A 25,922-nucleotide genomic window follows, 5' to 3' on the forward strand; every position below is an offset into this window, starting at 1 on the left:
CGCCGGGCAGGCCCTAGTCCCTGCAGCGGTGTTCGGGCACTGGTTTTGTCGGCTTTGGCGACTTGTTGCCACTTCGTACGACGTCGCGGCACGAAGAAGGGTTGCACAGCGACCTGTCACGCCCGCGTGAGGACAAAAGGAACGTGCGACCTTGATGAACAGCTGGTGATCCCGCCCTCACCTGCGGTTTCTTGCCATGTACAGACATCGTGGTGGCCTCTGTCGTCGTGGCGGTTGTGTGGCGAACGTCTCGGATCGGTCGAAAGGGTCGAATCGACTGCGTCACATTCGCGGGCCCTACGACGCAGGGCCGCCCCCGCCACCGGAGTGACGAGGGCGGCCCTGTGATTCAGCCGATCCGGGTACGACGTCAGTCGTTGCCGTTGCCCGGAGCGGGCGTCGTCTTCTGGATTTGGAGCAGGAACTCCGCGTTGGACTGGGTCTTCTTCATCCGGTCCAGGAGGAGCTCGATCGCCTGCTGCTGGTCGAGCGCGTGCAGCACCCGGCGCAGCTTCCAGACAATGGCCAACTCGTCACTGCCGAGCAGGATTTCTTCCTTACGGGTGCTGGACGCGTCGACGTCCACCGCCGGGAAGATGCGCTTGTCCGAGAGCTTCCGGTCGAGCTTGAGCTCCATGTTGCCGGTGCCCTTGAACTCCTCGAAGATCACCTCGTCCATGCGCGAGCCGGTCTCGACGAGCGCGGTGGCCAGGATGGTCAGCGAACCGCCGTCCTCGATGTTGCGCGCGGCACCGAAGAAGCGCTTCGGCGGGTACAGCGCGGTCGAGTCGACACCACCGGACAGGATGCGGCCGGATGCCGGGGCCGCGAGGTTGTACGCACGGCCGAGGCGGGTGATCGAGTCCAGCAGGACGACCACGTCGTGACCCAGCTCGACGAGACGCTTGGCGCGCTCGATGGCCAGCTCGGCGACGGTGGTGTGGTCCTCGGCAGGACGGTCGAAGGTCGAGGAGATGACCTCGCCCTTCACCGACCGCTGCATGTCGGTGACCTCTTCCGGACGCTCGTCGACCAGGACGACCATCAGGTGGCACTCGGGGCTGTTGACCGTGATCGCGTTGGCGATCGCCTGCAGGATCATGGTCTTGCCGGTCTTCGGCGGGGCCACGATCAGGCCTCGCTGGCCCTTGCCGATCGGTGCGACCAGGTCGATGATCCGCGTCGTCAGGACGTTGGAGTCGGTCTCCAGACGGAGCCGGTCCTGCGGGTAGAGCGGGGTCAGCTTCTGGAACTCCGGGCGGCCGCGGCCGGTTTCGGGCGCCATGCCGTTGACCGAGTCGAGGCGGACCAGCGCGTTGAACTTCTCGCGACGCTCGCCGTCCTTGGGCTGGCGCACCGCACCGGTGACGTGGTCACCCTTGCGCAGGCCGTTCTTGCGGACCTGGGCGAGCGAGACGTACACGTCGTTCGGGCCCGGCAGGTAGCCGGAGGTCCGGATGAACGCGTAGTTGTCGAGGATGTCCAGGATGCCCGCGACGGGGATCAGGACGTCGTCGTCGGAGACGGGAACCTCGCTGGCGAAGTCCTCGCGGCCACGGCGGCCACGGCGGTCGCGGTAGCGGCCGCGACGACCGCGACGACCGCCTGCCTCGTCGTCGTAACCGTCGTCCTGCGGGCCGCCGCCCTGCTGGCCCTGACCCTGGCGCTGCTGGCGCTGGCCGCCCTGCTGGCCCTGGCCACCGCCCTGCTCGTCACCCTTGCCGCGGCGGTCGCGCTGACGGTCGCGGCGCTCCCCGCGCTCCTGACGGTCGCCCCGCTGGCCGCGGTCCTGGCGGTCGCCCCGGCGGCCCTCGGCCGTGTCGGCGGCGGCTTCGGCCTTGGCGTCGGTGCGGTCGTCGCTCTTCGGCTCGGCCTGCGCCTCCGCCTTGACCTCGGCGGCCGGCTTGCTCTCCGCCTTGGTCTCCGGGCTGCCCGCCTGAGCGGTCGCACGGCGCCGACGACGCTCACCCGTGGGCTGGTCGTCGCTGGCCGGCTGGCCGGGGATGTCGATCTGCTGCGCGGCAGCCTTCTCGGCGGGCGCGGCGGCCGCGGACTCGCCCCCGGTGCGCGCCTTGGAGGTGGCACGGCGCTTCGGCTTGGTCTCGGCATCCGCGGCGGGCGCGGCGGCCTTGGGCGCGGCGGAGCTACCGGCCTGCGCCTCCTTGATGACCTCGATCAGCTGGCCCTTGCGCATACGCGCAGTGCCCTTGATGCCGAGGCCGGACGCGACCTGCTGCAGCTCGGCCAGGACCATGCCGTCAAGGCCGGTGCCGGAGCGGCGGCGCCGTGCGGTGGTGCCAGTGGCAGCACCTTCGGCGGGCGCGGTGCTGTCGACGCTCTTGTCGGCAGTCACGCCCATCAGATCGGTGGTGTCGCTCACGAAGGGTCCTTCCCTGGAGCGGACGTCGGCCTTCTGGCTCGGCGACCGGTTGTGCTGTCCGACTGCGGTCTGTGATCTTGCGGATCGCGGACCGTGCCGGGGCGGTGGTCCGCCGGGTACGGCGGAGAGATGAAGGTGTGCAAGGGTCCGGCGCGAGCATCCCCTGCTCGGCCCACTCCTGGACAAGCGAGGGGTGTCGTGCCGGTTCCGGAGCGTGCACGAAACTGCTCAGGCAGGCTGCTCAGGCAGTTGGGGAGGCTCCCGGAAGAATTGGTGGTCCCGGAAAGGGACACGAAGCAACGCGCCACATAGACGTCGGTTGCAGACTTGAGGTTAACACTACCGGCTCCAACAAACATTCCCCCTCTCACTCACCGGCAATCACTTCTCGGCTACGGGGCGAGCGGCAGCACACTCGCACCCGGGGCGTCGAGAGTGAGCCGATTGGCCGCCCATCCCTCGCCCGCCAGCTGTGCGACCTTGTCGGCCGCACCGTCGTCGGCCAGTGCGAGCACCGTCGGCCCGGCACCGGAGATGACTGCGGGGACGCCGTCGGCGCGCAGTCGGTTCACTAGTTCCACGCTCTGCGGCATCGCCGGGGCGCGGTACTCCTGGTGCAGCCGGTCCTCGGTGGCGGTGAGCAGCAGCTCGGGGTGTCTGGTCAGGGCCTCGACGAGGAGCGCGGAACGGCCCGCGTTGAAGGCGGCGTCGACATGCGGGACCGTACGCGGCAGCAGTCCGCGGGCGGTCTCGGTCAGGACTGGCTTGCTGGGGACGAAAACCACCGGAACGATGGAATCTGCGGGATCCATCCTGATGGCGCGGGCCGACCCGCCGTCCATCCAGGCAAGGGTGAACCCGCCGAGCAGGCAGGCCGCGACATTGTCGGGGTGGCCCTCGATCTCGGTGGCGAGTTCCAGCAGCGCGGCGTCGTCGAGCCGGGCGTCACCGCCGGTCGTCACGGCACGGGCGGCGACGATGCCGGCACAGATGGCGGCGGAGGAGGAGCCGAGGCCGCGCCCGTGCGGGATGCGGTTGGCGCAGACGATCTCCAGGCCGCGGGGCTGTCCGCCGAGCAGGTCGAAGGCCGTGCGCAAGGAGCGTACGAGGAGGTGGCTCTCGTCGCGGGGCAGCGTGTCCGCGCCCTCACCCGCGATGTCGATGTGCAGTCCGGAGTCGGCCACGCGGACGACGACGTCGTCGTACAGCCCCAGCGACAGGCCGAAGGCGTCGAAACCCGGGCCCAGGTTGGCGCTGGTCGCGGGGACGCGCACCCGGACGGCGGCGGCTCGGAAGGCGGGACCGGCCATCGCTTAGACGACTCTCCTTGTGAGACAGCGGGGGTGGTGAAGCGTTTTCTCGATGCTGGCGGGAGGTCGTGGCGGCGGGGAGTGGAATTCCGGGGAACCCGACGGCCACAACGGCCCTTGCACCGCGGCAGATGCGGCGGGGCGGGTTGGGTACAGCTTATCGAAGGAAGGTTCTGTGGCGACATAGGGCGCACAGGAGGCGCACGATGCGTGTCGCCCGCCTCCTATGCGCTCTCCGCCCCGAAAAGGGGCGGTTGAGCTGGGTTCTCACCGACAGGTGAGCCGGGCTCCCGCAGGCAGGGGTGCCGGGCTCTCATCGACAGCCGAGCCCGGCTCCTGCCGACCGGCCCCAGGGCTTACGCGAGGCCCAGCTTCTCGGCGGCGGTGGCCGCGTCGACCGGGACCGTGACCGGCTGCGGAGCGCCCGCGACGGCCCAGTCGGGGTCCTTGAGCCCATTGCCGGTGACCGTGCAGACGATCTTCTGACCCGGGTCGACCTTGCCCTCTTCGGCGGCCTTCAGCAGACCGGCGACGGACGCGGCCGACGCGGGCTCGACGAAGACGCCCTCCTGGGAGGCCAACAGCCGGTAGGCGGCCAGGATCTGGCGGTCCGTCACCTCGTCGATGAAACCGCCCGATTCGTCCCGGGCGTCCAGCGCGTACTGCCAGGAGGCCGGGTTGCCGATCCGGATCGCGGTGGCGATGGTCGACGGGTCCTTGACGATCTCGCCGCGGACGATCGGCGCGGAGCCGGAGGCCTGGAAGCCCCACATGCGCGGGGTGTGCGTGGACATACTGTCGCCCGCGTACTCCTTGTAACCCTTCCAGTACGCGGTGATGTTGCCCGCGTTGCCGACCGGGAGGACATGGATGTCCGGGGCGTCGCCGAGCGCGTCGACGATCTCGAACGCGGCGGTCTTCTGGCCCTCGATACGGACCGGGTTGACCGAATTGACCAGCGCCACCGGATAGTTGTCCGAGAGCGAGCGGGCCAGCGTCAGGCAGTCGTCGAAATTGCCGTCGACCTGGAGGATCTTGGCGCCGTGCACGAGCGCCTGGCCCATCTTGCCGAGCGCGATCTTGCCCTGCGGTACGAGGACGGCGCAGACCATGCCGGCCCGCACCGCGTACGCGGCGGCGGAGGCGGAGGTATTGCCGGTGGAGGCACAGATGACGGCCTGTGCGCCCTCCTCCTTGGCCCGGGTGATCGCCATCGTCATACCGCGGTCCTTGAAGGACCCGGTGGGGTTGGCGCCCTCGACCTTGAGGTGTACCTCGCAGCCCGTGCGCTCGGAGAGGACCTGAGCGGGGACGAGCGGCGTACCGCCCTCACGAAGCGTGACGACCGGCGTCGTGCTCGTGACCGGAAGGCGGTCCCGGTACTCCTCGATGATTCCGCGCCACTGGTGGGTGCCCTTGCTGGTCATGGGTCCTTACTCCCCTTCAACACGCATGATGCTGGCGACACCGCGCACGGTGTCGAGCTTGCGCAGCGCTTCGACGGTCGCCGAGAGGGCGGCGTCGTGCGCGCGGTGGGTGACGACGACGAGGGAGGCCTCGCCATCCTTGCCCTGCTGGCGGACGGTATCGATCGATACGCCCTGTTCGGCGAAGACCGTCGCGACCTGGGCGAGTACGCCAGGCTTGTCGGCCACGTCGAGGCTGATGTGGTACCGCGTGACGACCTCGCCCATGGGGCTGACCGGCAGGCGCGTGTACGCGGACTCACCGGGGCCGGTGGTCTCGCCGAGTTTGTTGCGGCAGACCGCGACGAGGTCGCCGAGGACCGCGGAGGCGGTCGGCGAGCCGCCGGCGCCGGGGCCGTAGAACATGAGCTGCCCGGCCGCCTCGGCCTCGACGAAGACCGCGTTGTACGCCTCGCGGACTGAGGCCAGCGGGTGGCTCAGCGGGATCATCGCGGGGTGCACTCGCGCGGTGACGGACTGCCCGTCGGCGGCGCGCTCGCAGATGGCGAGGAGCTTGACGGTGCAGCCCATGCGGCGGGCGGAGGCGATGTCGGCGGCGGTGACCTCGGTGATGCCCTCTCGGTGCACCTCGCCGATCCTGACCCGGGTGTGGAAGGCGATACCGGCAAGGATCGCGGCCTTCGCGGCGGCGTCGAAGCCCTCGACATCGGCGGTCGGGTCGGCCTCGGCATAGCCGAGAGCGGTGGCCTCGTCGAGCGCCTCGGAGTATCCGGCCCCGCTCGTGTCCATCCGGTCGAGGATGAAGTTGGTGGTGCCGTTCACGATGCCGAGGACCCGGTTGACCTTGTCACCGGCGAGGGATTCGCGCAGCGGCCGTACGAGCGGGATGGCGCCGGCCACGGCGGCCTCGTAGTAGAGGTCCCGGCCGTACTGCTCGGCGGCGGCGTGCAGAGCGGCGCCGTCCTCGGCAAGCAGCGCCTTGTTGGCGGAGACGACGCTCGCGCCGTGCTCGAAGGCGGTGGTGATGAGGGTGCGGGCGGGCTCGATGCCACCGATGACCTCGACAACGACGTCGATGTCGCCCCGTTTGACCAGGGCTGTCGCATCGGTGGTGATCAGTGCGGGGTCGATCCCCTCCCGCACCTTGGAGGGCCGGCGCACGGCGACACCGGCGAGCTCGACCGGCGCGCCGATGCGCGCGGCGAGGTCGTCGGCGTGCGTCGTCATGATGCGCGCCACCTCTGAGCCGACCACTCCACAGCCCAGCAGCGCCACCTTCAGCGGACGCGTACGCATCATCCGACCTCGTTTCCTTTACATCCGATGTGTGGACCAGTCTCACTCACCGGACGGGAGTTTCTGCCACTCGTCCGGATCCTGAGACATCTATTTCATCAGCCGACATCGAGACGCAGGAGATCTTCCTCCGTCTCGCGCCGGACGATCACTCGCGCCTCCCCGTCGCGCACGGCGACGACGGGCGGGCGCAAGGCATGGTTGTAGTTGCTCGCCATGGAGCGGCAGTACGCACCGGTGGCGGGCACGGCGATCAGATCGCCCGGCGCCAGGTCGGACGGCAGGAACGCGTCCTTGACCACGATGTCGCCGCTCTCGCAGTGCTTGCCGACGACGCGCACGAGCATCGGCTCGGCGTCCGAGGTGCGCGAGACGAGCGCGACGCTGTACTCGGCGTCGTACAGCGCGGTGCGGATGTTGTCCGACATGCCGCCGTCGACGCTGACGTACGTACGCAGCCCGTCCAGGGGCTTGATGGTGCCGACCTCGTACAGCGTGAACGCGGTGGGGCCGACGATGGCACGCCCCGGCTCGACGGAGATCCGCGGGGTGGCGAGCCCGGCCGCCTCACACTCACGGGTGACGATGTCGCCGAGCGCCTTGGCGATCTCGTGCGGCTCACGCGGGTCGTCCTCGGAGGTGTAGGCGATGCCAAGCCCGCCGCCCAGGTCGATCTCGGGCAGCTCGATGCCGTGCTCGTCGCGCACCTCGGCGAGCAGCTGCACCACGCGCCGGGCGGAGACCTCGAAGCCGGCCATGTCGAAGATCTGCGAGCCGATGTGCGAGTGGATGCCGATGAGTTCGAGCCCGTCGAGGGTGAGCGCCCGGCGTACCGCCTCTGCGGCCTGTCCCCCGGCCAGCGCGATCCCGAACTTCTGGTCCTCGTGTGCGGTGGCGATGAATTCGTGGGTGTGCGCCTCGACGCCGACGGTCACCCGGATCTGTACGCGCTGCCGCTTGCCGAGCCGCTGCGCGATGTGCGCGACCCGGGCGATCTCCTGGAAGGAGTCGAGCACGATCCGCCCGACGCCGACGGTGACCGCCCTCTCGATCTCCGCGACGGTCTTGTTGTTGCCGTGGAAGGCGATGCGTTCGGCGGGCATCCCGGCGTCCAGTGCGCAGGTCAGCTCTCCCCCGGAGCAGACGTCGAGGTTGAGCCCCTCTTCCTTGAGCCAGCGCACGATCGCCCGCGAGAGGAACGCCTTCCCGGCGTAGAACACATCAGCGTCGCGTCCGAAGGCGTCGGCCCAGGCCCGGCAGCGGGCCCGGAAGTCGCTCTCGTCGAGGAAGTAGGCGGGGGTGCCGAATTCCTCGGCAAGTCGCGTCACTTCGATCCCGCCGACGGTGACCACACCGTCGTCGTTGCGGGAGACGGTACGGGCCCAGACCTTCGCGTCCAGGACGTTGAGGTCGGCGGGCGGGGCGGTGTAGTGCCCCTCCGTCATGACGTCGGCGTGACGGGGCCCGGCGGGGTGTGCGGATCGGCTCATCGTGTTGCTCTGCTCTCTCGGGTCTCTCAGAGGACTTCGGGTGCGCTGATGCCGAGCAGGGACAGGCCGCCTGCCAGCACCGTCCCGGCGGCTTCGGCAAGGGCGAGCCGGGAGCGGTGGGCGGCCGAGGGTTTCTCGTCACCGACGGGGAGCGGGGCGGCGCCGTCGTGGAAGTCGAAGAAGGCCTGCGCGACCGCTTCCAGCTGCCGGGCGAGCCGGTCGGGCTCACGATGGCGGGCGGCGGCGGCAAGCACACCGGGATGGTCGGCGAGGAGTGCACCGAGCCCGGGCGCCTCCACGCTCTCCTCGTAGGCGCCACAGAACCCGAGCTGCTGAGCGTTCCGGCTCAGGGCCCTGGTCCGGGCGTACGCGTACCGCACCCGGAACAACGGATTGCCTTCCCGCTGCACGAGGAGCTCGTCGCTCCCTGTGCACCGGGCCCGGTCGTGCGGGGCGGCCCGCAGCAGTGCCCAGCGCGCGGCGTCGCTCCCGAGCCGCGCGAAGAGATCGCGGTCCGCGGCGGGCACGGGCACCACATGCAACGCTTCCCCGCCGGCCGCCCGCGCCCCGACTTCCGCCCCCTGAGACCGGAGCAGCCGCTCGACGGTCCCGGTGACGACACGGGCGCGCAACTCCTCGACGGGTACGAACGAGGCGGACACACCGGCGAGGGCATCCCCGTGCCCGTACTCGGTACCGCTCGCCTCAATGACGCCGACAAGGACGGCCAGGCCGTCGTCACCGTCCAGGGTGAAGTTCAGGAACCCGGGCCCGGTGACCTCGATACCACTGATCCCCGGCACCCCCTGCACCCGCTCCCGAAGAATCTCGGCCACATCCCTGGCCGGCAGCGCGGCGGGCCCGGCCAGCTGGAGGGCGACGGCAGTGGCGTAGTCCCCACGCCCGCCCGGCCGTGTCCGTTCCACCCGCACGCGCGCGGGCACGGGCGCGCGCAAGACGTCCTCGTCGACCGCGCGGCGCACGGCGTGCAGCACGGTCCTGGAGAGATCGGCGGGGGTCACAGGACAAGCGTATGGGAGGAAGGGGTGCGCCCCGCGACCCGGTTTCGCCATGCGGTCACCCTGCGGCGCTCTCCGCCCTCCCGGCACCGCGTCTGCCGTCGACCGACGACGGGTCCCCCCTGTCCATCAACTGCCGTACGAGCCGCACCAGCTCGCTCGGCTCGAAGGGCTTCGCCAGGAACGCATCGACGCCTGCGGCGACCCCGCTGTCCACCTCGTACGGCGTACACGCACTGATGACCGCCACGGGCAGATGTCTGGTCCGCGGATCGGAGCGCAACCTGGTGGCGGTCTGCAGACCGTCCAGCCGGGGCATGACGACATCGAGCGTGATCACATCGGGACAGACCCGATGCACCAGATCCAGACACTCGACACCATCGGCCGCGGTCACGACCTCGAAGCCCTCAAGCTCAAGATTGACCCTGATCAACTGCCGGATGACCTTGTTGTCGTCGACAACAAGCACGCGGCCACAAGACCCTGACACACTCCGAGAGTAGGCGGGACGTAGGGGCTGCGTCCGGGTTTTGCCTATTTCCGACCCCGGACGAGTGGCGCAGGGGGTGGCCGGATGCACCCAGGACCACCCCTACGGCCCCTCCGCGCGGCCCGTACCGCCGCCTCCGACAGCGCGGAAATACCTGTTCACGGACACCCTGCGGAAGCTGGTAGTGTTTCTCCCGTCGCCGCGTAACGCAGCGATACGCCCCCGTAGCTCAGGGGATAGAGCATCGGCCTCCGGAGCCGTGTGCGCAGGTTCGAATCCTGCCGGGGGCACTTCCGGACAGACCCTCTGACCAGCGGAAACGCTGAGCAGAGGGTCTTTTTCATGCCCTCTGGAAGCTGCGGGAGGGCAGCCTAATCGGGCAGCATCTTCGCCCCGCCGGAGCGGGCTGGTCCAGCCCGCCTACCGACCCTCCCGGCTTGAGCCGCGCCATGCACACGGGCCCATGTCCAAGACGGACAGCACCACGGAACAGAAGCACTCAGCAGCCCGGGGCAAGCAGTTCCGCTCGGGACAAACGGCCGCCCAGCCGGAGCGGCCGCAGTGGCGGCAGTACATGGCGGGCAGCCGCCCGGACCCCCTACGCGTACCGACGGCGCTCCTCCTGGGCGGCGATCGCCACCGCACGGCGTCCCTCCGAGGAGTGGTAGCCGTGGCTGCCGCCTGGTCGGCGTCGGACCAGGAGAACACCGGCTGCGGCGCGACGTACCGCAGCACCCGGGACAGGGCGCGCAGCCACAGCTGCGTCTCGACGACCAGCAGTGGCCGGTCCTTCCCGTCCGGCGCGCCCGGATCACGATGTACGTGAGGTCGGCGTCCCGCCACAGCGACGCGTCCTGCGGCCGCTGGAGCAGGAGGTCGAGCATTTTGTAGTTCGTGATCAGGATGTCCGGCGGGTTGCGACGTATCTCGGCCCGGTCGACCATCACGCGCTTGTACGGCGATCCGTTGCGGGAGGCACTCGCTTCGCCGATGTACAGCCCGGCGGACACACCGGCGCCGAGCAGCCGCGGGTCCTCCAGCAGGTCACCGAGGCGGCCCGCCTGGTCTCCGGCGAGGGCGTTCATCGGGTACAGCAGCACGGCCTCGATGCCGGGCTTCCCCGCCCCTCGGGCCCGCAGGCAGTGGTCGAGGACCGGCATCAGGAACGACTCGGTCTTGCCGGAGCCGGTGCCGGTGGTGACAAGCGCCGGCAGGGGGGCGTATCCGTCCTTGGTGGTGAGCCGGGCGAAGGACTCCGCCTGGTGGGCGTACGGCCACGGCCCGGACCACCAGTCCAGATGCCGCTGCCAGCCGTCCTCGGCGGGCCGGAACGGCCGCCGCAACCGCAGGTAGGGCCCCCGGAACAGTCCGTCGGCCGGGTCGGTGAGAAACGTCGCCCTCCGACCAGGTACGACGTGGCGACGGACCAGGCTGTACGAGTGCGGAGCCATCCGGTACGTGGCGTGCGGCGGGCGGCACACGAAGGTCGAGGGAGGAGCACGAGAACGTTACTATCATTGATGTTAGTAACGTGAATGTGCGTGTCGGATGTCACTGGAGGCTGCGCATGGCGAATTTCGTGGGGCGACAGGCCGAGCTGGCCACGCTCGAGCGTGAACTGGGCAAGGTCGCGGCCGGCGTCGGCCGGGAGCGGCCCGGCAGGTGCCTGATGCTGCGCGGCCGCCGCCGCGTCGGCAAGTCCAGGCTGGTCGAGCGCTTCGCCGAGCGTTCCGGCGTGCCCTTCCTCTTTTACGCCGCCACCGGGGCATCGCCCGAGGCCGACCTTCAGAGGCTGGCCCGGGACGCCGACGCTTCGACTTTGCCGCTGGCGAGCCTCCTGGCCGGAGCCCGGCCGGCGAGCTGGGACGCCGCGTTCGACGTGCTGGCGGCAACCCTGCCCCACGACCGGACGAGTGTGGTCGTCCTGGACGAACTGCCGTACCTCATGGATGCGGACGGCGCGTTCGAGGGTGTGCTGCAGCGCGCCTGGGACCGAGTGCTGGAGACCAAGCCCGTACTCCTGGTCCTCATCGGTTCCGACCTGTCGATGATGGAGGCGCTGAACAGCTACGGGCGCCCGTTCCACCAGCGCGGCCGCGAGATGGTCCTCGGACCGCTGAACCCGGCGGAAGTAGGGCGGATGCTCGGCCTGGACGCCGCATCGGCCTTCGACGCCACGCTGGTCACGGGCGGACTGCCGCTCATCTGTACGGAGTGGACGCACGGAGCGGGCCTGTGGGACTTCCTCGAGGAAGCCCTCAGCGATCCGGTGTCCGCTCTGCTGGTCTCGGCGGAGCGGTCACTGGCCGCGGAGTTCCCCAAGGAATTGCAGGCCCGCGCGGTGCTGTCCGCGATCGGAAGCGGCGAGCGGACGTTCTCCAACATCGCCCGCGCGGCCGGCGGCCTGTCCGGCGCCTCCCTGCAAAGGTCCCTCACCGCCCTCACGGACAAGCGGATGGTCGCCGCCGAACTGCCCCTGTCCACCCGGCCGTCGAAGGACCGCCGCTACCGGGTCGCCGACCCTTACCTGCGTTTCTGGCTCAAACTGCTCGGCCCGGCCCTCCCGGAGATCGAACGAGGCCGGGGCGATCTGACACTGACCCGCATCAGGGAGAACTGGACGAGCTGGCGCGGCCGCGCCGTCGAGCCCCTGGTACGGGAGGCCCTGGCACGCCTGCTGCCCGACGCGAGCCTTCCGGCAGCCCCGGCCATCGGCGGCTACTGGACGCGCACGAACGACGTGGAGATCGACATCGTGGCAGCGGACAGGGCCCCGATCGCCAAGAAGCTGCTGTTCGTCGGCTCGGTGAAATGGCTGGAGAACTCCCCCTTCGACCGCCACGACCTGGCCGCGCTGCATCGCCACCGGGCCGCACTGACGCCCGATCCGGTGCCGGTGGTCGCGGTCTCACGCAGTGGGACCGACTGCGGGGCACTGGACGCGTCGTACGGGCCCGCCGAGCTGCTGGAGGCGTGGGGCGGCGTTTGATCCCGTCGCTTGCCGGGGAGCGGCCGCGTGTGCGTGCGGTCGCCGCCGTCTGACGGCCTCGGCTGGTCTCTGCTGGTCAAGTGGTGGCTGAGGATGGTGGATTCGGCGATCCGGGCGGACGAACGGGGCCGGCGGCATAGCGTGATGAACGATGACTCACCGGCGCGGCGGGCGTGGCGCCCACCACGCCTGATTGCCCCGTGCAGCCGCAACGGTCGGGGCCGGTACCGCGTCGTCGGCGTCTACTCGGAGTCCTACTCGGCCGCCCGAGCCGAGGCCGCGGCGAGCGACAGGAAGTACCCTCAGCTGGCTTCGCGCGTGGCGATCCCCTCGCGGGGACCCGTTCAGGCCGGAGGATAAGAGGTGCGGCACCCTGCCATGTCCGTGTGTCGGCAATACCACCGAGATTCCTGGATGCCGCAGAGCGATGCTCCCATCCTCCGGTTGAATGACCGTGTGGCACGGAATACGGAATTCGACGAGAACGACCTGCGCGCGCTGGCCGGTCCGCGCTCCTTCGAGCGAGGCCAGGGATACGTGGATGCGGTGACCGCCATGGAAGTGGGCGACGGCTGGATCACGGCCACGGTTCATGGGACGGACGCGTACGCGGTGGAGTTGTCCCTCGGCGGACCCGGCAGGCTGGGTGGGGAGTGCGACTGCCCGTACGGCGTGGAAGGCAACTTCTGCAAGCACCTGGTCGCACTCGGCCTGACCGCGCTCGCCGAGGCGGCTGCGCTGCCGCGGCAGCGCAGCCGAGCCCGGAGTCGTGCGCAGAAGCTGGACGTGTGGCTGGCCGGACTCTCCAGGGACGAACTCCTCGCCCTTGTCCGGGAACAGATCGCCGAGGACCGGCAGGTACGCCGCCGCCTGGAACTGCGGGCGGCGAGCGCCCGCGGAGACCTGGCCGAGGTCCGTACCCGGATCCGTGAACTCCTCGATATCACTCCCTTCGCGCAGTACGGATACGTCGAGTACGCCGATGCCCGCGCGTATGGCGAACAAGCCGCGCAGGCGGTGTCCGCGATCACCGCGCTGACCTCCACCGGGCGGGCCGAGGACGCGATCCAGCTGTCGCGGGAGGCGATGCGGCTGCTGAGCGAGGTGCAGGACGGCATCGACGACTCCGACGGGCAGCTGAGCGAGGTCGGGGCCACTCTCGCCGAAGCCCATCTCGACGCGTGCCGTACGGCTCGTCCGGACCCGGACGAGACCGGGCGGTGGCTGGTCCGGCATGTGCTCGGTGACCTGGACGACCTGACCGGCATCGACCCGCTCGACTACGCGGATGTCCTCGGGGAGCAAGGCATGGTCACCGTGCGGCAGTTGGCTGTCGAGGCGTGGCGCGGCAACCGCACGGGGTGGGCGGAGAAGTACCTGATGGAGCGGCTGGCCAGGGCGGGCAATGATGTGGACACCGTGATCGCCGTTCACGCGGCAGACCTCGCACCCGGCGGCAGCACCCACCTGGTCATCGCCCGCGAACTGGACACCGCCGGCCGTCCCGACGAGTCCCTCCGGTGGGCGGAGCGCGGCATCGAGGAAGCGTCCGGCCCCGGTACACCCGACATCGCCTTGGTGGACTACCTCTGCGACCGTTACACCTGCGCGGATCGGCTCTCCGACGCCGTCGCCCTGCGCCGCGTTGTCCTCGCCGCGCACCGTTCCCTGGCCGCATACCGGCAGCTGCGTACGGCGGCGCAGGCAGCCGGCTGCTGGCGGGCAGAGCGTGAGCGAGCTCTCGCGCTGCTGCGGGCCGATGCGCAGCAGCGGCAACAGTCCTGGTACAGCGGGCCTGTCCTGATCGACGCCCTGCTCGACGACGAAGACATCGCCACCGCCTGGCAGGCCGCGGCCGAGACCGGCGCCCACGACCGGCAGTGGCTCGCCCTCGCCGACCAGGCACGCGCCTCTCGTCCCTCCGACGCGCTCCGCGTCTACCTGCGCCTGGCCGAACCTCTCACGAAGCAGACCGGCAACACGGTCTACGAGCAGCTGACCAGCCTGCTGTTGAACATCCGCGACTGCCACCGCCGCCTGGGCACCGAGGACGAGTTCATGTCGTACGTCGCTGCCCTGCGCGCCGCCCACAAGCGCAAGCGGAATCTGATGCGGCTGCTCGACCAGCACGGCCTGTGATCCTGCCGGCCGCACGAACACCTGTGGGCACAGAGGACGGCAGACATACCTCAGTCCCGATGCGACAAACGAGCGGCTGCCGGTCGGCTCGGGCCGTGCGGTCTACGGGTCCGTGTCCTCCGGGCCGCCGGAACCGATCTGCTCCGCTCGCAGTGCCAGGTCCTGCAGTACGTCGGCGGAGGTCACGTCCGTCTGCCCGGAGTCGTGCACCTGGGCCAGCATCGCGAAGGCCAAGGTGAACGCGCCGACCAGTTGCTCCACCGCGCCGCCGACCTCCCGGCCGACAATGACCGCGACCTCTTCGATCGAGGCGTCCTCGGGGATCGTGATCCGGGGCATCGTCTCGTTCAGGAGGGCGGTCACCACGCTCGGATCGGTTTCCACATCGTCCCGGTCCACGTTCTCTTCGAGGAGCCGGCGGATCTCGCCCGCCTCCGTGAGGATTCCCACCACACGCTTCACCACTTCGCTCTGCTCCATCCAGTGAGCATAGGCGCGGAGCGGTGTGGCGGGTGATCAGTCAGCCTTTCGCGCCGCCGTCGGTCCGGACTCGGACCGGGCTGTCCGCCCGCCCATGAGGCCCGAACCACCCATGAGGCCCGAAACCACAGGAGGCGGCCGGCCTCGGCGGCTCAGCCGAGTGCACGTGTCAGGCATACTGCGGGAGCGTCGCGTGTATCTGCTCGTGGCTGCCGGCACTGTCGGCTGGTTCGTCACCGTCGGCCACTGCATCGAACAGCTCGGCGACCGGCCAGGCATGGTGATGCCGCTCGGGCCCCTGGCGCTGTTCATTGCCGTCACCGCCCTGTCCTCCGTCGTCCTCCGGCCGCGAAGCGAGTGAAACCGGGCGCGGTCGCTCGTCGCGCGCTGCCCGGCTCACCTCTCTCGCTGATCGTGGCCAGGTCTCTGGCGGCCAGCAGATGCGGCGTTCCGGTGAAGCGCGGCCCAGCGGGGCGCCTCAGACGACGGGTACGGGGATGGCGCGCTTCTCGGCGCCCGTCGCGGGTGGTCGAGGGCTCGGTGCACAAGGCTTCAGGAAGACGACGAGAGGGTTACTTTCATTGATGTTAGTAACCCTCATGTGCGTGTCTGGCGCCTGCGCCTCACCCAGCCGCAGGTCACGCAGGTCTGGGCCGACCGCGGCTACGCCGCCGACCTCGTGGACCGGGCCCGCGCCGGTCCAGCGCTCCCACTCGGCAACCGTGCCGGTCATCGTCTGTGAAGCGGGGGGCCGCCGAGACCGTCTCGGCACCAAGGAGCTGATGGGTCCGGCCCCAAGCGCACCGGCTGGATGCACGTCGACGGCACGTGCCGCCGCTCATCCCCGTCTCAGGCCGAGGCGCGCTTGCGAGGGGCCGCCTTCTTCGTCGTCGACTTCGTGTCCGACTTCGCGGTGGTCTTCTTCGCCGTCGTCTTGGCGGACGACTTCGGCGTCGACCGCGCGGCGGTCTTCTTGGCGGGTGCCCTGCTCGGCGTCGACTTCTTCGCGGCCGTCTTCTTGGTTGACGCCGTGGCCTTCTTCTTCGCTCCGGTTCCGCCCGACTTCTTGCGGCCGGTGAGCGAGGTGACCTCGGCGACGGGTGCGTTCGCCGATTCCCCGGCGGTCTCCGGCTCCTCACCACGGGCCTGTTTCGCGGCCCGGACGCTGCTCTCCAGCGCTGCGATCAGGTCGATGACCTTGCCGCCGCCCGAGGCGTCCGCCTCCGCCGGCTCCAGGGTCCGGCCGTCCGCCTTCGCCGCGATGAGTTCCTCGACCGCCTCGCGGTAGTCGTCATGGAGCGAGTCCATGTCGACCTCACCGAGGGTGGCCATCAGCGCGTCGGCCAGGTCGAGTTCGGCATCGCGGACCGTGACCTCGGTCTGTGGGGCGACACCCTCGGGGCTGCGGATCTCGTCCGGCCAGAGCAGGCCGTGCATGGCGATCACATCGTCGACCACCCGCAGCATGCCGAGCCGTTCGCGGCCGCGCAGCGCGTATTTCGCCACGGCGACCTTCTGGCTCCGCTTCAGCGCCTCACGCAGCAGGGTGTACGGCTTGGCCGCCGGGACTCCGTTGGCGGAGAGGTAGTACGCCGCGTCCATCTGGAGCGGGTCGATCGAGGCGGCCGGCACGAAGGCGACGATCTCGATCGTTTTGGCGGTGGGGAGCGGGAGGGAGCTGAGGTCCTCGTCGGTGATCGGGATCATCGAGCCGTCGGCGTCCTCGTACGCCTTGCCGATGTCGGCGGCGGTGACCTCCTGCTCGTCGATCTCGCAGACCTTCCGGTACCGGATCCGGCCGCCGTCGGCGAGGTGGATCTGGCGGAAGGAGACCGAATGGTTCTCGGTGGCGTTGACCAGCTTGATCGGGATGCTGACCAACCCGAAGGAGATGGCACCGTTCCAGATGGACCGCACTGTTCACCCCTTGTGTTCGTATAGATACCTATAGATCAGGGAAACATGTGATTCTTATCGTATGACGCCGATCACAGAGGTGGAGGGGCGGCGGCTGGCGCTCAGCAATCTCGACAAGGTGCTGTATCCGGCCACCGGAACCACCAAGGGCGAGGTGCTCCACTACTACGCGGCCACCGCGGCGGGGGCCCTGCTCGCGCATCTGCGCAACCGGCCCGTGTCCTTCCTGCGCTATCCCGACGGGCCGGACGGGCAGCGCTTCTTCACCAAGAATCCGCCGCCGGGTACGCCGTCCTGGGTACGGACCACCGCCGTTCCGCACCATGAGGACCAGCAGGCCAGACAGGTGGTCGTGCAGGATCTGGCCTCGCTGATGTGGGCGGCCAATCTGGTGGTGGAATTCCACACGCCGCAGTGGCAGGCCGACGCGCCCGGGATCGCCGACCGGATGGTGTTCGACCTGGACCCCGGTGCGCCCGCGACCGTGGTGGAGTGCTGCGCGGTGGCTCTGTGGCTGCGTGAGCGGCTGGCGGCGGACGGGTTGCTCGCGTACGGGAAGACCTCGGGGTCGAAGGGGCTGCATCTGCTCGTACCGCTGGAGCCCACCCCCGCCGATCGGGTGTCGGCGTACGCGAAAGGGCTGGCGGTCGAGGCGGAGCAGGAGCTTGCGGAGCTGGTCGTGCACCGGATGACGCAGGCGTTGCGGCCGGGAAAGGTGTTCGTCGACTTCAGTCAGAACGCGGCGGCGAAGACGACCGCCACGCCCTATACGCTGCGCGCCCGGCCCGAACCGACCGTCTCGGCGCCCGTCACCTGGGCGGAGATCGAGGAGTGCCGGGCGCCGGGGAGGCTGGTCTTTCTGGCCGGTGACATGGGGGCGCGGCTGGAGCGGTACGGGGATCTGCTGGGGCCGCTCATCAATCCGGACCGGGCAGGGCGGTTGCCGGCTGCGCGGTAGGGGCGGGCGGGGGTCCGGGGCCGGGTCGGGATGGCCGCCGTCCTGTCCTCGATCGCCGGACGGGCTGCTTTCATCGGTCGATCGACGCGTCCGAAATTCGCCCCCGGAGCGCGTAGCGCATGACGGACGATCTTGTCATGTCCGTCATGAAAAGACCGCACGCGGAGGGCGGAGCGTCCGAGCCGTGGTGCACACTCCTCGCAGACACTGCTTCGTGGAATTGCGTGGGGAGGCGATGGCGTGTTCGCAGGGATCGACGAGGTCGACTGGGCCTCGATGGAGCATGCCTACGGGCCTGCCGATGATGTGCCGACGATGCTGCGGGGTCTCGCGTCCGCCGATCCGGCAGAGCGCGAGGCGGCGCTGGACGGGATGTACGGGGCCGTTCACCACCAGGGTGATGTGTACGCATGCACGCTGGCCTGTATTCCGTTTCTCTTCGAGCTGGTCGTGGATCCGGGCATTCAGGACCGGGGCAGCATCGTCGAGCTGCTCACCAGCATCGGCGGCATCGATCTGGACGGGGACGACGAGGACGAGATCGACGAGGACGAGATCGAGGGCGCGGCGAACTACGCGATGGCGGCGACCGCCGTCACCGCGGGTGCCGGGGTGTTCTTCGAGCTGATGGCCGACGAGGACCCGGGCGCGCGGCTCTCCGCGCCCCTGGCGCTCGCCACGCTCCACCGCCACCCCGTGCGGGTCCTCGCGCTGCTGCGGGAGCGGTTGCCGGTGGAGCCGGCCGAGGAGGTACGGCTCGCCCTGGTCGAGGCCGCGGGGCGGGTCGCTCTGCGGCATCGCGCGCTGGCCGGGCAGGTGGCCGACTGGCTGACCCGGCTGGCCGGTGAGGGTTTCCCGCCGGGGTTGCGGCTCGCCGCACTGGCCCAGCTGGCGCGGTGCGCGCCGGATGCGCTGCCGGGCGATGTCGTACGAGTGGTGACGGGGCTGCTGAGGCAGCTGCGCTCGGTGCCCGTGCGTCGGGCCGAGGCGGCTCCCGAGGTCGATGCGCAGGCCGGTCCGGCCGAGGCGGTCGCGGCCGCCGACCCGCACTCGGAGGCGGCCGTGACCGGGGAGCCGCCCGTCGAGGAACGGGCCGCGCCTGTGACCCTGGTGGGACAGTTGCGGGCGCTGTCCGACGAGGAGGCTTCGGGGCGCACCGCCCCCTGGACGGCGGACCTGCTGCGGACGCTGCATATCGGGCTCGACGACCGGGTCGCCGAGCGGACGGCGCTGCTGACGGATCAGTTGCGCAGCCCCGACCACCAGCAGCGGATCGATGCGCTCCGGATGAGCAGCGGGCTGATCCGGGCCTGGCGCGGCTCGTACGAGGAGCTGGTCCGGCTGGTGGGTGAGCAGCTCGCCACCCCCGAGCCACGGCTGGCCGAGGCCGCCGCGCATGTGCTGGAGGAGCTCTTCGGGCTCGCCGCGCCCGCCGCCGATGCGTTGGCGGCTCGGGTGGCGGCGGACCCCGGAGCCTGGGTTCAGGACTGGCCCAGCGGGCCTCCGGGGCTCGGCAGCGCGGTGAAGGCGCTGGCCAGGCTGGGTGATGCCCGTGCTGTGCCCGCGCTGGCCGCCGCGCTGGAGCGGCCCGAGGTGCCGCACGATGTGGGATTCGCCATCGGCTGTCTGGGGACGGCAGCGGCCCCGCTGACCGCTCTGCTGCGCCGCAGGCTCGGCGAGGTCCGTCTCCACGAGGGGACGTACGACCGGGCGAGCCCGCTGCTCACGGGGCTGACCGCGCTACGGGCGGACGAGGCGATGCCGGAGGTGCTGCGGGTGCTGCGCGGCGCGCCGGAGTACCGGGGCGAGTGGCTGCGTACGGCGGCGCTGCGGGCGCTCGGTTCGTTCGGGCCCGCGGCGCACAGTGCCGTACCGGAGCTGCGTGTTCTGCTGCGCCGCCCCGGGAGTACCTCGGCGACGGAAATAGCGGAGGCCCTGTGGGCGGTCGACGGGGACGCCGACGCCGTGCTGCCGGTGCTGATCGAGGGCCTGCAGGCGGAGCGGGCCCACGAGCGGCGCTCCGCTGTGAACGCGCTGGGCAGGCTCGGGACCCGGGCGGCGGTGACGGCGCCCCGGCTGCGCGCACTGCTCGGGCACGAGGAGCTGTGGCTGCGGGTGGATGCGGCGATCGCGCTGTGGGACGTATCCGGGCGGGCCGAGGAGTCCGTGCCGGTGCTCCTGGCGGCCTGGGAGAAGAACCGTCATGTCCGGGTCCGGGTGGCGGAATGTCTGGCGCGGACGGGTGTCGCTGGTGCAGGGTCGGACGTGGCACATGTGCTGCGCGCCGAGCTCGCCTCCGTACGTCGTCACAACGCGATGGACGGTGGATACGGCAGCCACGACACATACGAGGACGAAAAGCTGCTGGCGCTCTGCCGGCAGGCGCTTCTGGGTAATGCGGGGAAGGGACCCACAACATGATCATTTTCGGTACGCGGGGTTATCTGTACCAACTGGCCATCCTGACGATGGTCTGCGGCTGGTGCGGCAATCCTGCCGCGCACACGCTGCGCAAGCGGGTCACGAAGTTCACGCTGTTCTTCGTGCCGCTGTTCCCGTTCTCGACGAAGTTCGCGACGCAGTGCACGTTCTGCGGCGGGGAGCAGCAGATCCCGAAGGAGCAGGCCGAACAACTGCTGGCGCAGCATGCCGCCTCGCAGGACGGCAATCCGTTCGGGCAGGCGCAGGGACAGGGACAGGGACAGGGACAGGGACAGCCGGGATACGCGCCGGGCGGACAGGGACAAAACCCCTACCAGCGCTGAAGCAGCATCCCAAACAGCACCCCAAGCCGGTATCAAATAGACAAAAATGACTTCCTTCCGAATAAGGTCTATGAGGCACAGACCGCGGGAAGGGAGGGTGTCATGCATCCGCATCACCGGGTGCAGCGCCGCTCGGCGGCGGCCCTCGGGGCCGTCGTCGGCGCAGTGCTGCTGGCCGGCTGCGGCACCGGCGGGGGGCTGCGGAGCGCCGGAGCGACCCCGACCGCCATCGGGCCCGCCCGGCTCTGGCCCGAGCTGCCGCCCGCCTCCGCCGCTCCGTACGACTACGGCGAGGGCGAGACCGCACACATCCCAGGGATCGAGGTGCCGGACGGCGATGTGCACCGTCTGGATCCGGTGGCGGTGGTGCAGGCGGGCCTGAAGGCCCGGCCCAACCGGTCCAGCGGCACGGCCGGCCTCCCCGCCGACACGGTCCGCCACATCGTCGCCTGCCCTACCGAACCGGCTTCCTGTCCCGTGCTGCAGCCCTACTTCCGTGATCTGACGGGCGACGGCAAGGACGAGATGGTGCTCGGCATCCGGTTGCCCGGCCGCCAGCTCTCCGTACGGGTCTATATGCCGGAGGCGGGCGGGCTGACCCGGATCCTGTCCACCGCGGACGCCGTGATCAGCGTCGACCTGGCCGGGCGGGATCTGATCATGCGGGTGCCGTCGGCCATCACCGGGTACGAGTACCGCACCGCCTGGTCCTGGGACGGCAGGCAGCGCGCGATGCTGCCCACCCGGGACGAGATCCTCCGGATCCCTGCGTCCCGGGCCCCGCAGCCGCACCCCACGACCGCCCGTCCGACAACCGGATCCACGACCGCCGGGCCCACCGCCACACCGTCCGTCGGCGTCTCCGCGGAGCGTCGATGAGGTGGCGCGGGGGCGGGCGGCACGGAACGAAGCGGCGTGGGCTGCGCGCGCCTGCCTGGACCGCGACGCTCACCTGGAAGTCGGCCGTCTTCATCACCGTGATGTGCTGCGCCCTCGCCGCGCTGTTGAGCGTGCTGGTCCACAGCGAGGTGACCCGTCAGACCGTCGGCCAGGCCCGCGACGAGGCGCTGTCCCGGCTGGAGGACGTCACCGTCGCGTACGAGACGGGCGAGGCGCTCCCGCCGGGTTCCGGCATCGATCCGCCGGGGCTGCCTGCCTCGCTGCGCGCACTGGCCGCGGGCGGCGACCGCGGCACGCTCGTCGCCCATCACAACGGGCATCCGGTCATGTGGGCGGCGGCTCCGGCCGACGGCCGTGCGCTGGCAACGGAGGTGGACTACAGCCAGAGCGCCCGCACGATCAACGATCTCGACGGGGCGATCGTCGGCTCCTCCCTGCTGGCCACCGGCGTCACCCTGCTCGTCGGCGCATTCGCCGTCACCCGGGTCACCCGGCGGCTGCACCAGACGGCCCGGGTGGCCCGCCGGATCAGTGCGGGCGACCTCGACGCCCGCGTCGGCGACCTGCGCACGGCGGACCCTTCGCGCCCGCAGGACGAGGTGGCGATCGTCGCCGGCGCGCTGGACACGATGGCGTCCACGCTCCAGCGCAAGCTGCTGACCGAGCAGCGGTTCACCGCCGATGTGGCCCACGAGCTCCGCACCCCGCTGACCGGTCTCTCGGCCGCCGCCGAACTGCTGCCGCCGGGACGGCCGTCCGAACTGGTACGGGACCGGGTCCGGACGATGAGGGGGCTGACGGAGGATCTGCTGGAGATCTCCCGGCTGGACGCCCGTACGGAGCAGGTCGATCTCGATGTCCACGAACTGGCGCCGCTCGTCGAACGCGTGGTGCGCGCATCCGGAACGGAGACCGAGATCCGTTCCGACAGAACCGCCGCAGGGCGACCGCAGGAGCACGTACGGATCGAGACCGACAAGCGGCGCCTGGAGCGGGTGCTGGGCAATCTGATCACCAATGCGCACAGGCACGGCCGCCCCCCGGTGGTACTGACGGTCGACGGGCCGGTGGTGACCGTGCGCGATCACGGGCCGGGTTTTCCGGACTATCTGCTGGCCGACGGCCCGCAGCGGTTCCGTACCGAGGGTGGCGGCAAGGGACACGGTCTCGGGCTGACCATCGCCGTCGGGCAGGCGGAGGTGATCGGCGCCGACCTCACCTTCTCCAACGCCCGGGACGGCGGGGCGGTGGCCCGGCTGACGCTCCCCGAGTACGTACGGCTGAACGACGGGGTGTCGGAGAGCCGGGACGATCCGGAATCCGGAGCGCGTCACAAGGAGTGAGGGGCGTCAGCCGAACATCCGCCGACGCCTGCCGCCGGGCAGACGCTCATGGACACGTCTGTGGACATACCCGCTATGACATAAGGGAAATAGACACCACCTCTTGCTACGTTGCGTGGCATGACCGCAACGACGGCGGACGCACCCCCGCCCGATCTACGTCTGCCCAAGCGGCGCGGAGTCGAGCTGCTGCTCCTCGTCGGGGCCGTCCTCATCTCCGTCTACGGCTACGCCGCCGTCGGCCTGGCCAGGAACGACGCGGTCCCGCCCGACGTGGCCGCTTACGGCGCGGGCCTGGGGCTGCTCGCACTCCTCGCCCATCTCGCGGTCCGCTTCCGTGCCCCGTACGCCGATCCGCTGCTGCTGCCCATCGCCGTACTGCTCAACGGGCTCGGCCTGGTGCTGATCTACCGGCTCGACCTGGAGACGCCGAAGGACCAGGCGGCCCCCACCCAGCTGATCTGGTCCACGCTCGGCGTGGCGCTCTTCATCGTGGTGGTCGTCTTTCTGCGCGACCATCGGGTGCTCCAGCGGTACGCCTATCTCTCGGTCGCCACCGCCCTGGTCCTGATGATCGTGCCGATCTTCTTCCCGGCGGTGAACGGCGCCAAGATCTGGATCCGGGTCGACGGATTATCCTTCCAGCCGGGCGAGTTCGCCAAGATCCTGCTTGCCGTGTTCTTCGCCGCGTATCTCGCCGCGAACCGCAACGCCCTGGCCTACACCGGCCGCCAGATCTGGAAGCTCCAGCTCCCCACCGGCCGGGTGCTCGGCCCGATCGTGGCGATCTGGCTGCTCAGCGTCGGTGTGCTGGTCCTGGAACGCGATCTGGGCACCTCGCTGCTCTTCTTCGGCCTCTTCGTGATCATGCTGTACGTGGCGACCGGCCGGACCGGCTGGGTCGCGGTGGGTCTGCTGCTCGCCGCCGTCGGCGCGTTCGTCGTCGGCTCCTTCGAACCGCATGTGCACAGCCGGGTCCAGGACTGGCTCGACCCGTTCGCCTCCATCGACGCCGGTCAGGGACCCAGCCAGCTGGCCCAGTCACTGTTCGCGTTCGCCGCCGGCGGGATGCTCGGGACCGGGCTCGGGCTCGGGCACTCCATCCTCATCGGCTTCGCAGTCAAGTCGGACTTCATTCTGGCGACCGCGGGCGAGGAGCTCGGCCTGACCGGGCTGACCGCGATCTTCCTGCTGTACACGCTGCTGGTCGCCCGCGGATACCGGGCCGGCCTCGCCCTGCGCGACCCCTTCGGGCGGCTGCTGTCGATCGGTCTCGCCTCGATCCTGGCGCTCCAGGTGTTCGTGATCGCGGGCGGGGTGATGGGACTGATCCCGCTGACGGGCATGGCGATGCCGTTCCTCGCCCAGGGCGGTTCGTCCGTCGTCACCAACTGGATCATCGTGGCGCTGCTGATCCGGGTCAGCGACCAGGCCCGCAGACCCCGTCCCGACCATGTGGAGACCGGAGTCATCGCGCCGACGGCGGAGGACGAGCTGTGATCCCGTACCCGCGAGCCGTGATCCCGTACCCGCCGCGAGCCCCGGAGGCCAGGCCGTGATCCGCTACATCCGCCGGGCCGCCGCGCTCTGTCTGGTGCTGCTCGTGGCGCTGCTTCTGAATGCCGCCCGCATCCAGGTCTTCGATGCCGACAGTCTGGACAACAATCCCGCCAACCGCCGCCTCACGATCGCCCGTTACAGCCAGCCGCGCGGCAACATCCTGGTCGGCGGCAAGTCCGTCACCGGCACCAAGAACACCGGCGAGCAGCTCAAGTTCGAGCGCACGTACAGATACGGCCCGCTGTACGCACCGGTGACCGGCTACGCCTCGCAGACGTACGGCACGACGCTGATCGAGAACGCCGAGGACGGCATCCTCTCCGGCACCGACTCGATGCTCGCCCCGTTCCCCCTGTGGAACGAGATCACCCGCAGCCAGCAGCCCGGCGGCAACGTCGTCACGACCATCAAGGACTCGATGCAGCGCGCCGCCTACGACGGGCTCGGCGGGCGGCGGGGCGCGGTCGCCGCCGTCGAGCCGTCGACCGGCAGGATCCTGGCGCTGGTCTCGACCCCTTCGTACGATCCCGGGTGGCTATCCGGCACCGGTTCGTCGGTCACCGACGCCTGGCAGCAGCTGAACGCGGCGAAGAGCCAGCCGATGCTCAACCGGGCGATCCGGCAGACCTATCCGCCGGGCTCCACCTTCAAGATCGTGACAGCGGCGGCCGCCCTCGACGCGGACGTCGTCACCGACCCCGACGACGAGACCGACACCCCGTCCCCCTATGTTCTGCCGGGTACGTCGACCACGCTCCCCAATGAGGCGGAAGGCTGCGAGAACGCCTCGCTCGCCGAGGCGATCCGGGTCTCCTGCAACACCGTGATGGCGGAGCTGGGGGTGCGGGTCGGGCTGAAGGGCATGGTGGACGCGGTGCGGAAGTTCGGCTTCAACGACACCGGGCTGAAGATCCCGTCGGGGGTGGCGAAGAGCAACTTCGACACCGAGATGTCCGACGACCAGCTGGCGCTCTCGTCGATCGGGCAGTTCGACACGACGGCGACACCGCTCCAGATGGCGATGGTGGCTTCGGCCGTGGCGAACGGCGGCGACCTCAAGTACCCGTATCTGGTGGACCGTACGACCACGAAAAGCGGCTCGACCGTCCACCGGAACGGCTCGCACACCTACCACCAGGCGATGAGTCCTCGGACAGCCGTGCGGTTGCGGCGGATGATGGTCGACGTCGTGGAGCAGGGCACAGGGTCCAACGCCGCGATCGACGGGGTGAAGGTCGGCGGCAAGACCGGCACCGCACAGCACGGCATCGACAACTCGGGCAGGCCCTACGCCTGGTTCATCTCCTGGGCGCAGGCGCCGGACTCGGCGCAGCCGGCCGTCGCCGTCGCGGTGGTCGTCGAGGACGCCGCCGCGAACCGGGCCGACATCAGCGGCGGCGGCAGCGCGGCCCCGATCGCCCGTTCCGTCATGCAGGCGGCTCTGGGAAGCTGACCG

Annotated in this window: 21 protein-coding genes and 1 tRNA gene; 12 read left to right on the plus strand and 10 right to left on the minus strand. The window is 70.2% G+C overall.

Going from position 1 to position 25,922, the window contains the following annotated elements:
* Positions 1-370: 370 nt before the first annotated feature.
* The 7 genes from rho to OG953_RS14220 form a co-directional block, all read right to left on the minus strand.
* Positions 371-2,380, minus strand: a complete 2,010-nt coding sequence (gene rho / locus OG953_RS14190) for a transcription termination factor Rho (protein ID WP_405684539.1) — start codon at positions 2,378-2,380, stop codon at positions 371-373.
* A gap of 392 nt (positions 2,381-2,772) precedes the next feature.
* Positions 2,773-3,690 carry a homoserine kinase gene (gene thrB / locus OG953_RS14195; protein ID WP_405684540.1) on the minus strand — a complete coding sequence of 306 codons (918 nt, stop codon included), beginning with the start codon at positions 3,688-3,690 and terminating at the stop codon, positions 2,773-2,775.
* A gap of 356 nt (positions 3,691-4,046) precedes the next feature.
* On the minus strand, positions 4,047-5,117 hold the full coding sequence (gene thrC / locus OG953_RS14200) for a threonine synthase (protein ID WP_189273333.1): 1,071 nt from the start codon (positions 5,115-5,117) through the stop codon (positions 4,047-4,049).
* Positions 5,118-5,123: 6 nt separating this feature from the next.
* Positions 5,124-6,416 (minus strand): homoserine dehydrogenase, encoded by a 1,293-nt coding sequence (locus OG953_RS14205; protein ID WP_405684541.1) that lies wholly within the window; start codon positions 6,414-6,416, stop codon positions 5,124-5,126.
* A gap of 95 nt (positions 6,417-6,511) precedes the next feature.
* A complete protein-coding gene (lysA, locus tag OG953_RS14210) occupies positions 6,512-7,903 on the minus strand; it encodes a diaminopimelate decarboxylase (RefSeq protein ID WP_405684542.1) in 1,392 nt (463 codons plus the stop codon).
* Between the two features lie 26 nt (positions 7,904-7,929).
* Positions 7,930-8,925, minus strand: coding sequence for an ArgS-related anticodon-binding protein NrtL (gene nrtL, locus OG953_RS14215; protein ID WP_405684543.1), 996 nt, complete (start codon positions 8,923-8,925; stop codon positions 7,930-7,932).
* A gap of 55 nt (positions 8,926-8,980) precedes the next feature.
* A complete protein-coding gene (locus OG953_RS14220) occupies positions 8,981-9,394 on the minus strand; it encodes a response regulator (protein ID WP_405684544.1) in 414 nt (137 codons plus the stop codon).
* Positions 9,395-9,633: 239 nt separating this feature from the next.
* Between OG953_RS14220 and OG953_RS14225 the strand changes: the two genes are divergently transcribed.
* Positions 9,634-9,705, plus strand: a tRNA-Arg gene (locus tag OG953_RS14225).
* An 81-nt stretch (positions 9,706-9,786) separates the two neighbouring features.
* On the opposite strand, the gene OG953_RS14230 is transcribed toward OG953_RS14225, so the two are convergent.
* A complete protein-coding gene (locus OG953_RS14230; protein ID WP_405684545.1) occupies positions 9,787-10,866 on the minus strand; it encodes a DEAD/DEAH box helicase in 1,080 nt (359 codons plus the stop codon).
* Positions 10,867-10,982: 116 nt separating this feature from the next.
* Here OG953_RS14230 and OG953_RS14235 point away from each other — a divergent pair, with 116 nt between their 5' ends.
* A complete protein-coding gene (locus OG953_RS14235) occupies positions 10,983-12,404 on the plus strand; it encodes an ATP-binding protein (protein ID WP_405684546.1) in 1,422 nt (473 codons plus the stop codon).
* A gap of 555 nt (positions 12,405-12,959) precedes the next feature.
* The gene (locus tag OG953_RS14240) at positions 12,960-14,543 is read left to right on the plus strand and encodes an SWIM zinc finger domain-containing protein (RefSeq protein ID WP_405691821.1); all 1,584 of its coding nucleotides are present in this window, start codon (positions 12,960-12,962) and stop codon (positions 14,541-14,543) included.
* A 102-nt stretch (positions 14,544-14,645) separates the two neighbouring features.
* Here OG953_RS14240 and OG953_RS14245 read toward each other — a convergent pair whose 3' ends face one another.
* On the minus strand, positions 14,646-15,023 hold the full coding sequence (locus tag OG953_RS14245) for a hypothetical protein (RefSeq protein WP_405684548.1): 378 nt from the start codon (positions 15,021-15,023) through the stop codon (positions 14,646-14,648).
* Positions 15,024-15,189: 166 nt separating this feature from the next.
* Between OG953_RS14245 and OG953_RS14250 the strand changes: the two genes are divergently transcribed.
* Positions 15,190-15,384 (plus strand): hypothetical protein, encoded by a 195-nt coding sequence (locus OG953_RS14250; protein ID WP_405684549.1) that lies wholly within the window; start codon positions 15,190-15,192, stop codon positions 15,382-15,384.
* A gap of 240 nt (positions 15,385-15,624) precedes the next feature.
* Entirely contained in the window at positions 15,625-15,765 is a 141-nt protein-coding gene (locus tag OG953_RS14255; RefSeq protein WP_405684550.1) for a hypothetical protein, read from the plus strand.
* Between the two features lie 107 nt (positions 15,766-15,872).
* Here OG953_RS14255 and OG953_RS14260 read toward each other — a convergent pair whose 3' ends face one another.
* Complete coding sequence (locus OG953_RS14260; RefSeq protein ID WP_405684552.1) at positions 15,873-16,940, minus strand: Ku protein; 1,068 nt, start codon at positions 16,938-16,940, stop codon at positions 15,873-15,875.
* A 61-nt stretch (positions 16,941-17,001) separates the two neighbouring features.
* On the opposite strand from OG953_RS14260, the gene ligD reads away from it, so the two are divergent.
* From ligD to OG953_RS14295, 7 genes are all read left to right on the plus strand, one after another.
* The gene (ligD, locus tag OG953_RS14265) at positions 17,002-17,898 is read left to right on the plus strand and encodes a non-homologous end-joining DNA ligase (RefSeq protein WP_405684554.1); all 897 of its coding nucleotides are present in this window, start codon (positions 17,002-17,004) and stop codon (positions 17,896-17,898) included.
* A 240-nt stretch (positions 17,899-18,138) separates the two neighbouring features.
* Complete coding sequence (locus OG953_RS14270) at positions 18,139-20,319, plus strand: HEAT repeat domain-containing protein (protein ID WP_405684555.1); 2,181 nt, start codon at positions 18,139-18,141, stop codon at positions 20,317-20,319.
* On the plus strand, positions 20,316-20,663 hold the full coding sequence (locus OG953_RS14275; protein WP_189273382.1) for a zinc-ribbon domain-containing protein: 348 nt from the start codon (positions 20,316-20,318) through the stop codon (positions 20,661-20,663). Before OG953_RS14270 ends, OG953_RS14275 begins: the two co-directional genes overlap by 4 nt.
* 102 nt (positions 20,664-20,765) lie before the next feature.
* Complete coding sequence (locus tag OG953_RS14280) at positions 20,766-21,542, plus strand: hypothetical protein (protein ID WP_405684557.1); 777 nt, start codon at positions 20,766-20,768, stop codon at positions 21,540-21,542.
* Complete coding sequence (locus tag OG953_RS14285; RefSeq protein WP_405684559.1) at positions 21,539-22,906, plus strand: ATP-binding protein; 1,368 nt, start codon at positions 21,539-21,541, stop codon at positions 22,904-22,906. The genes OG953_RS14280 and OG953_RS14285 overlap by 4 nt, the downstream gene beginning before the upstream one ends.
* Before the next feature lie 120 nt (positions 22,907-23,026).
* A complete protein-coding gene (locus OG953_RS14290) occupies positions 23,027-24,406 on the plus strand; it encodes an FtsW/RodA/SpoVE family cell cycle protein (RefSeq protein WP_405684561.1) in 1,380 nt (459 codons plus the stop codon).
* A gap of 55 nt (positions 24,407-24,461) precedes the next feature.
* On the plus strand, positions 24,462-25,919 hold the full coding sequence (locus OG953_RS14295; protein ID WP_405684562.1) for a penicillin-binding transpeptidase domain-containing protein: 1,458 nt from the start codon (positions 24,462-24,464) through the stop codon (positions 25,917-25,919).
* Positions 25,920-25,922 lie beyond the last annotated feature (3 nt).

Origin of the sequence: Streptomyces sp. NBC_00057, assembly GCF_045041165.1 — a bacterium.
Classification (GTDB): Bacteria; Actinomycetota; Actinomycetes; order Streptomycetales; family Streptomycetaceae; genus Streptomyces.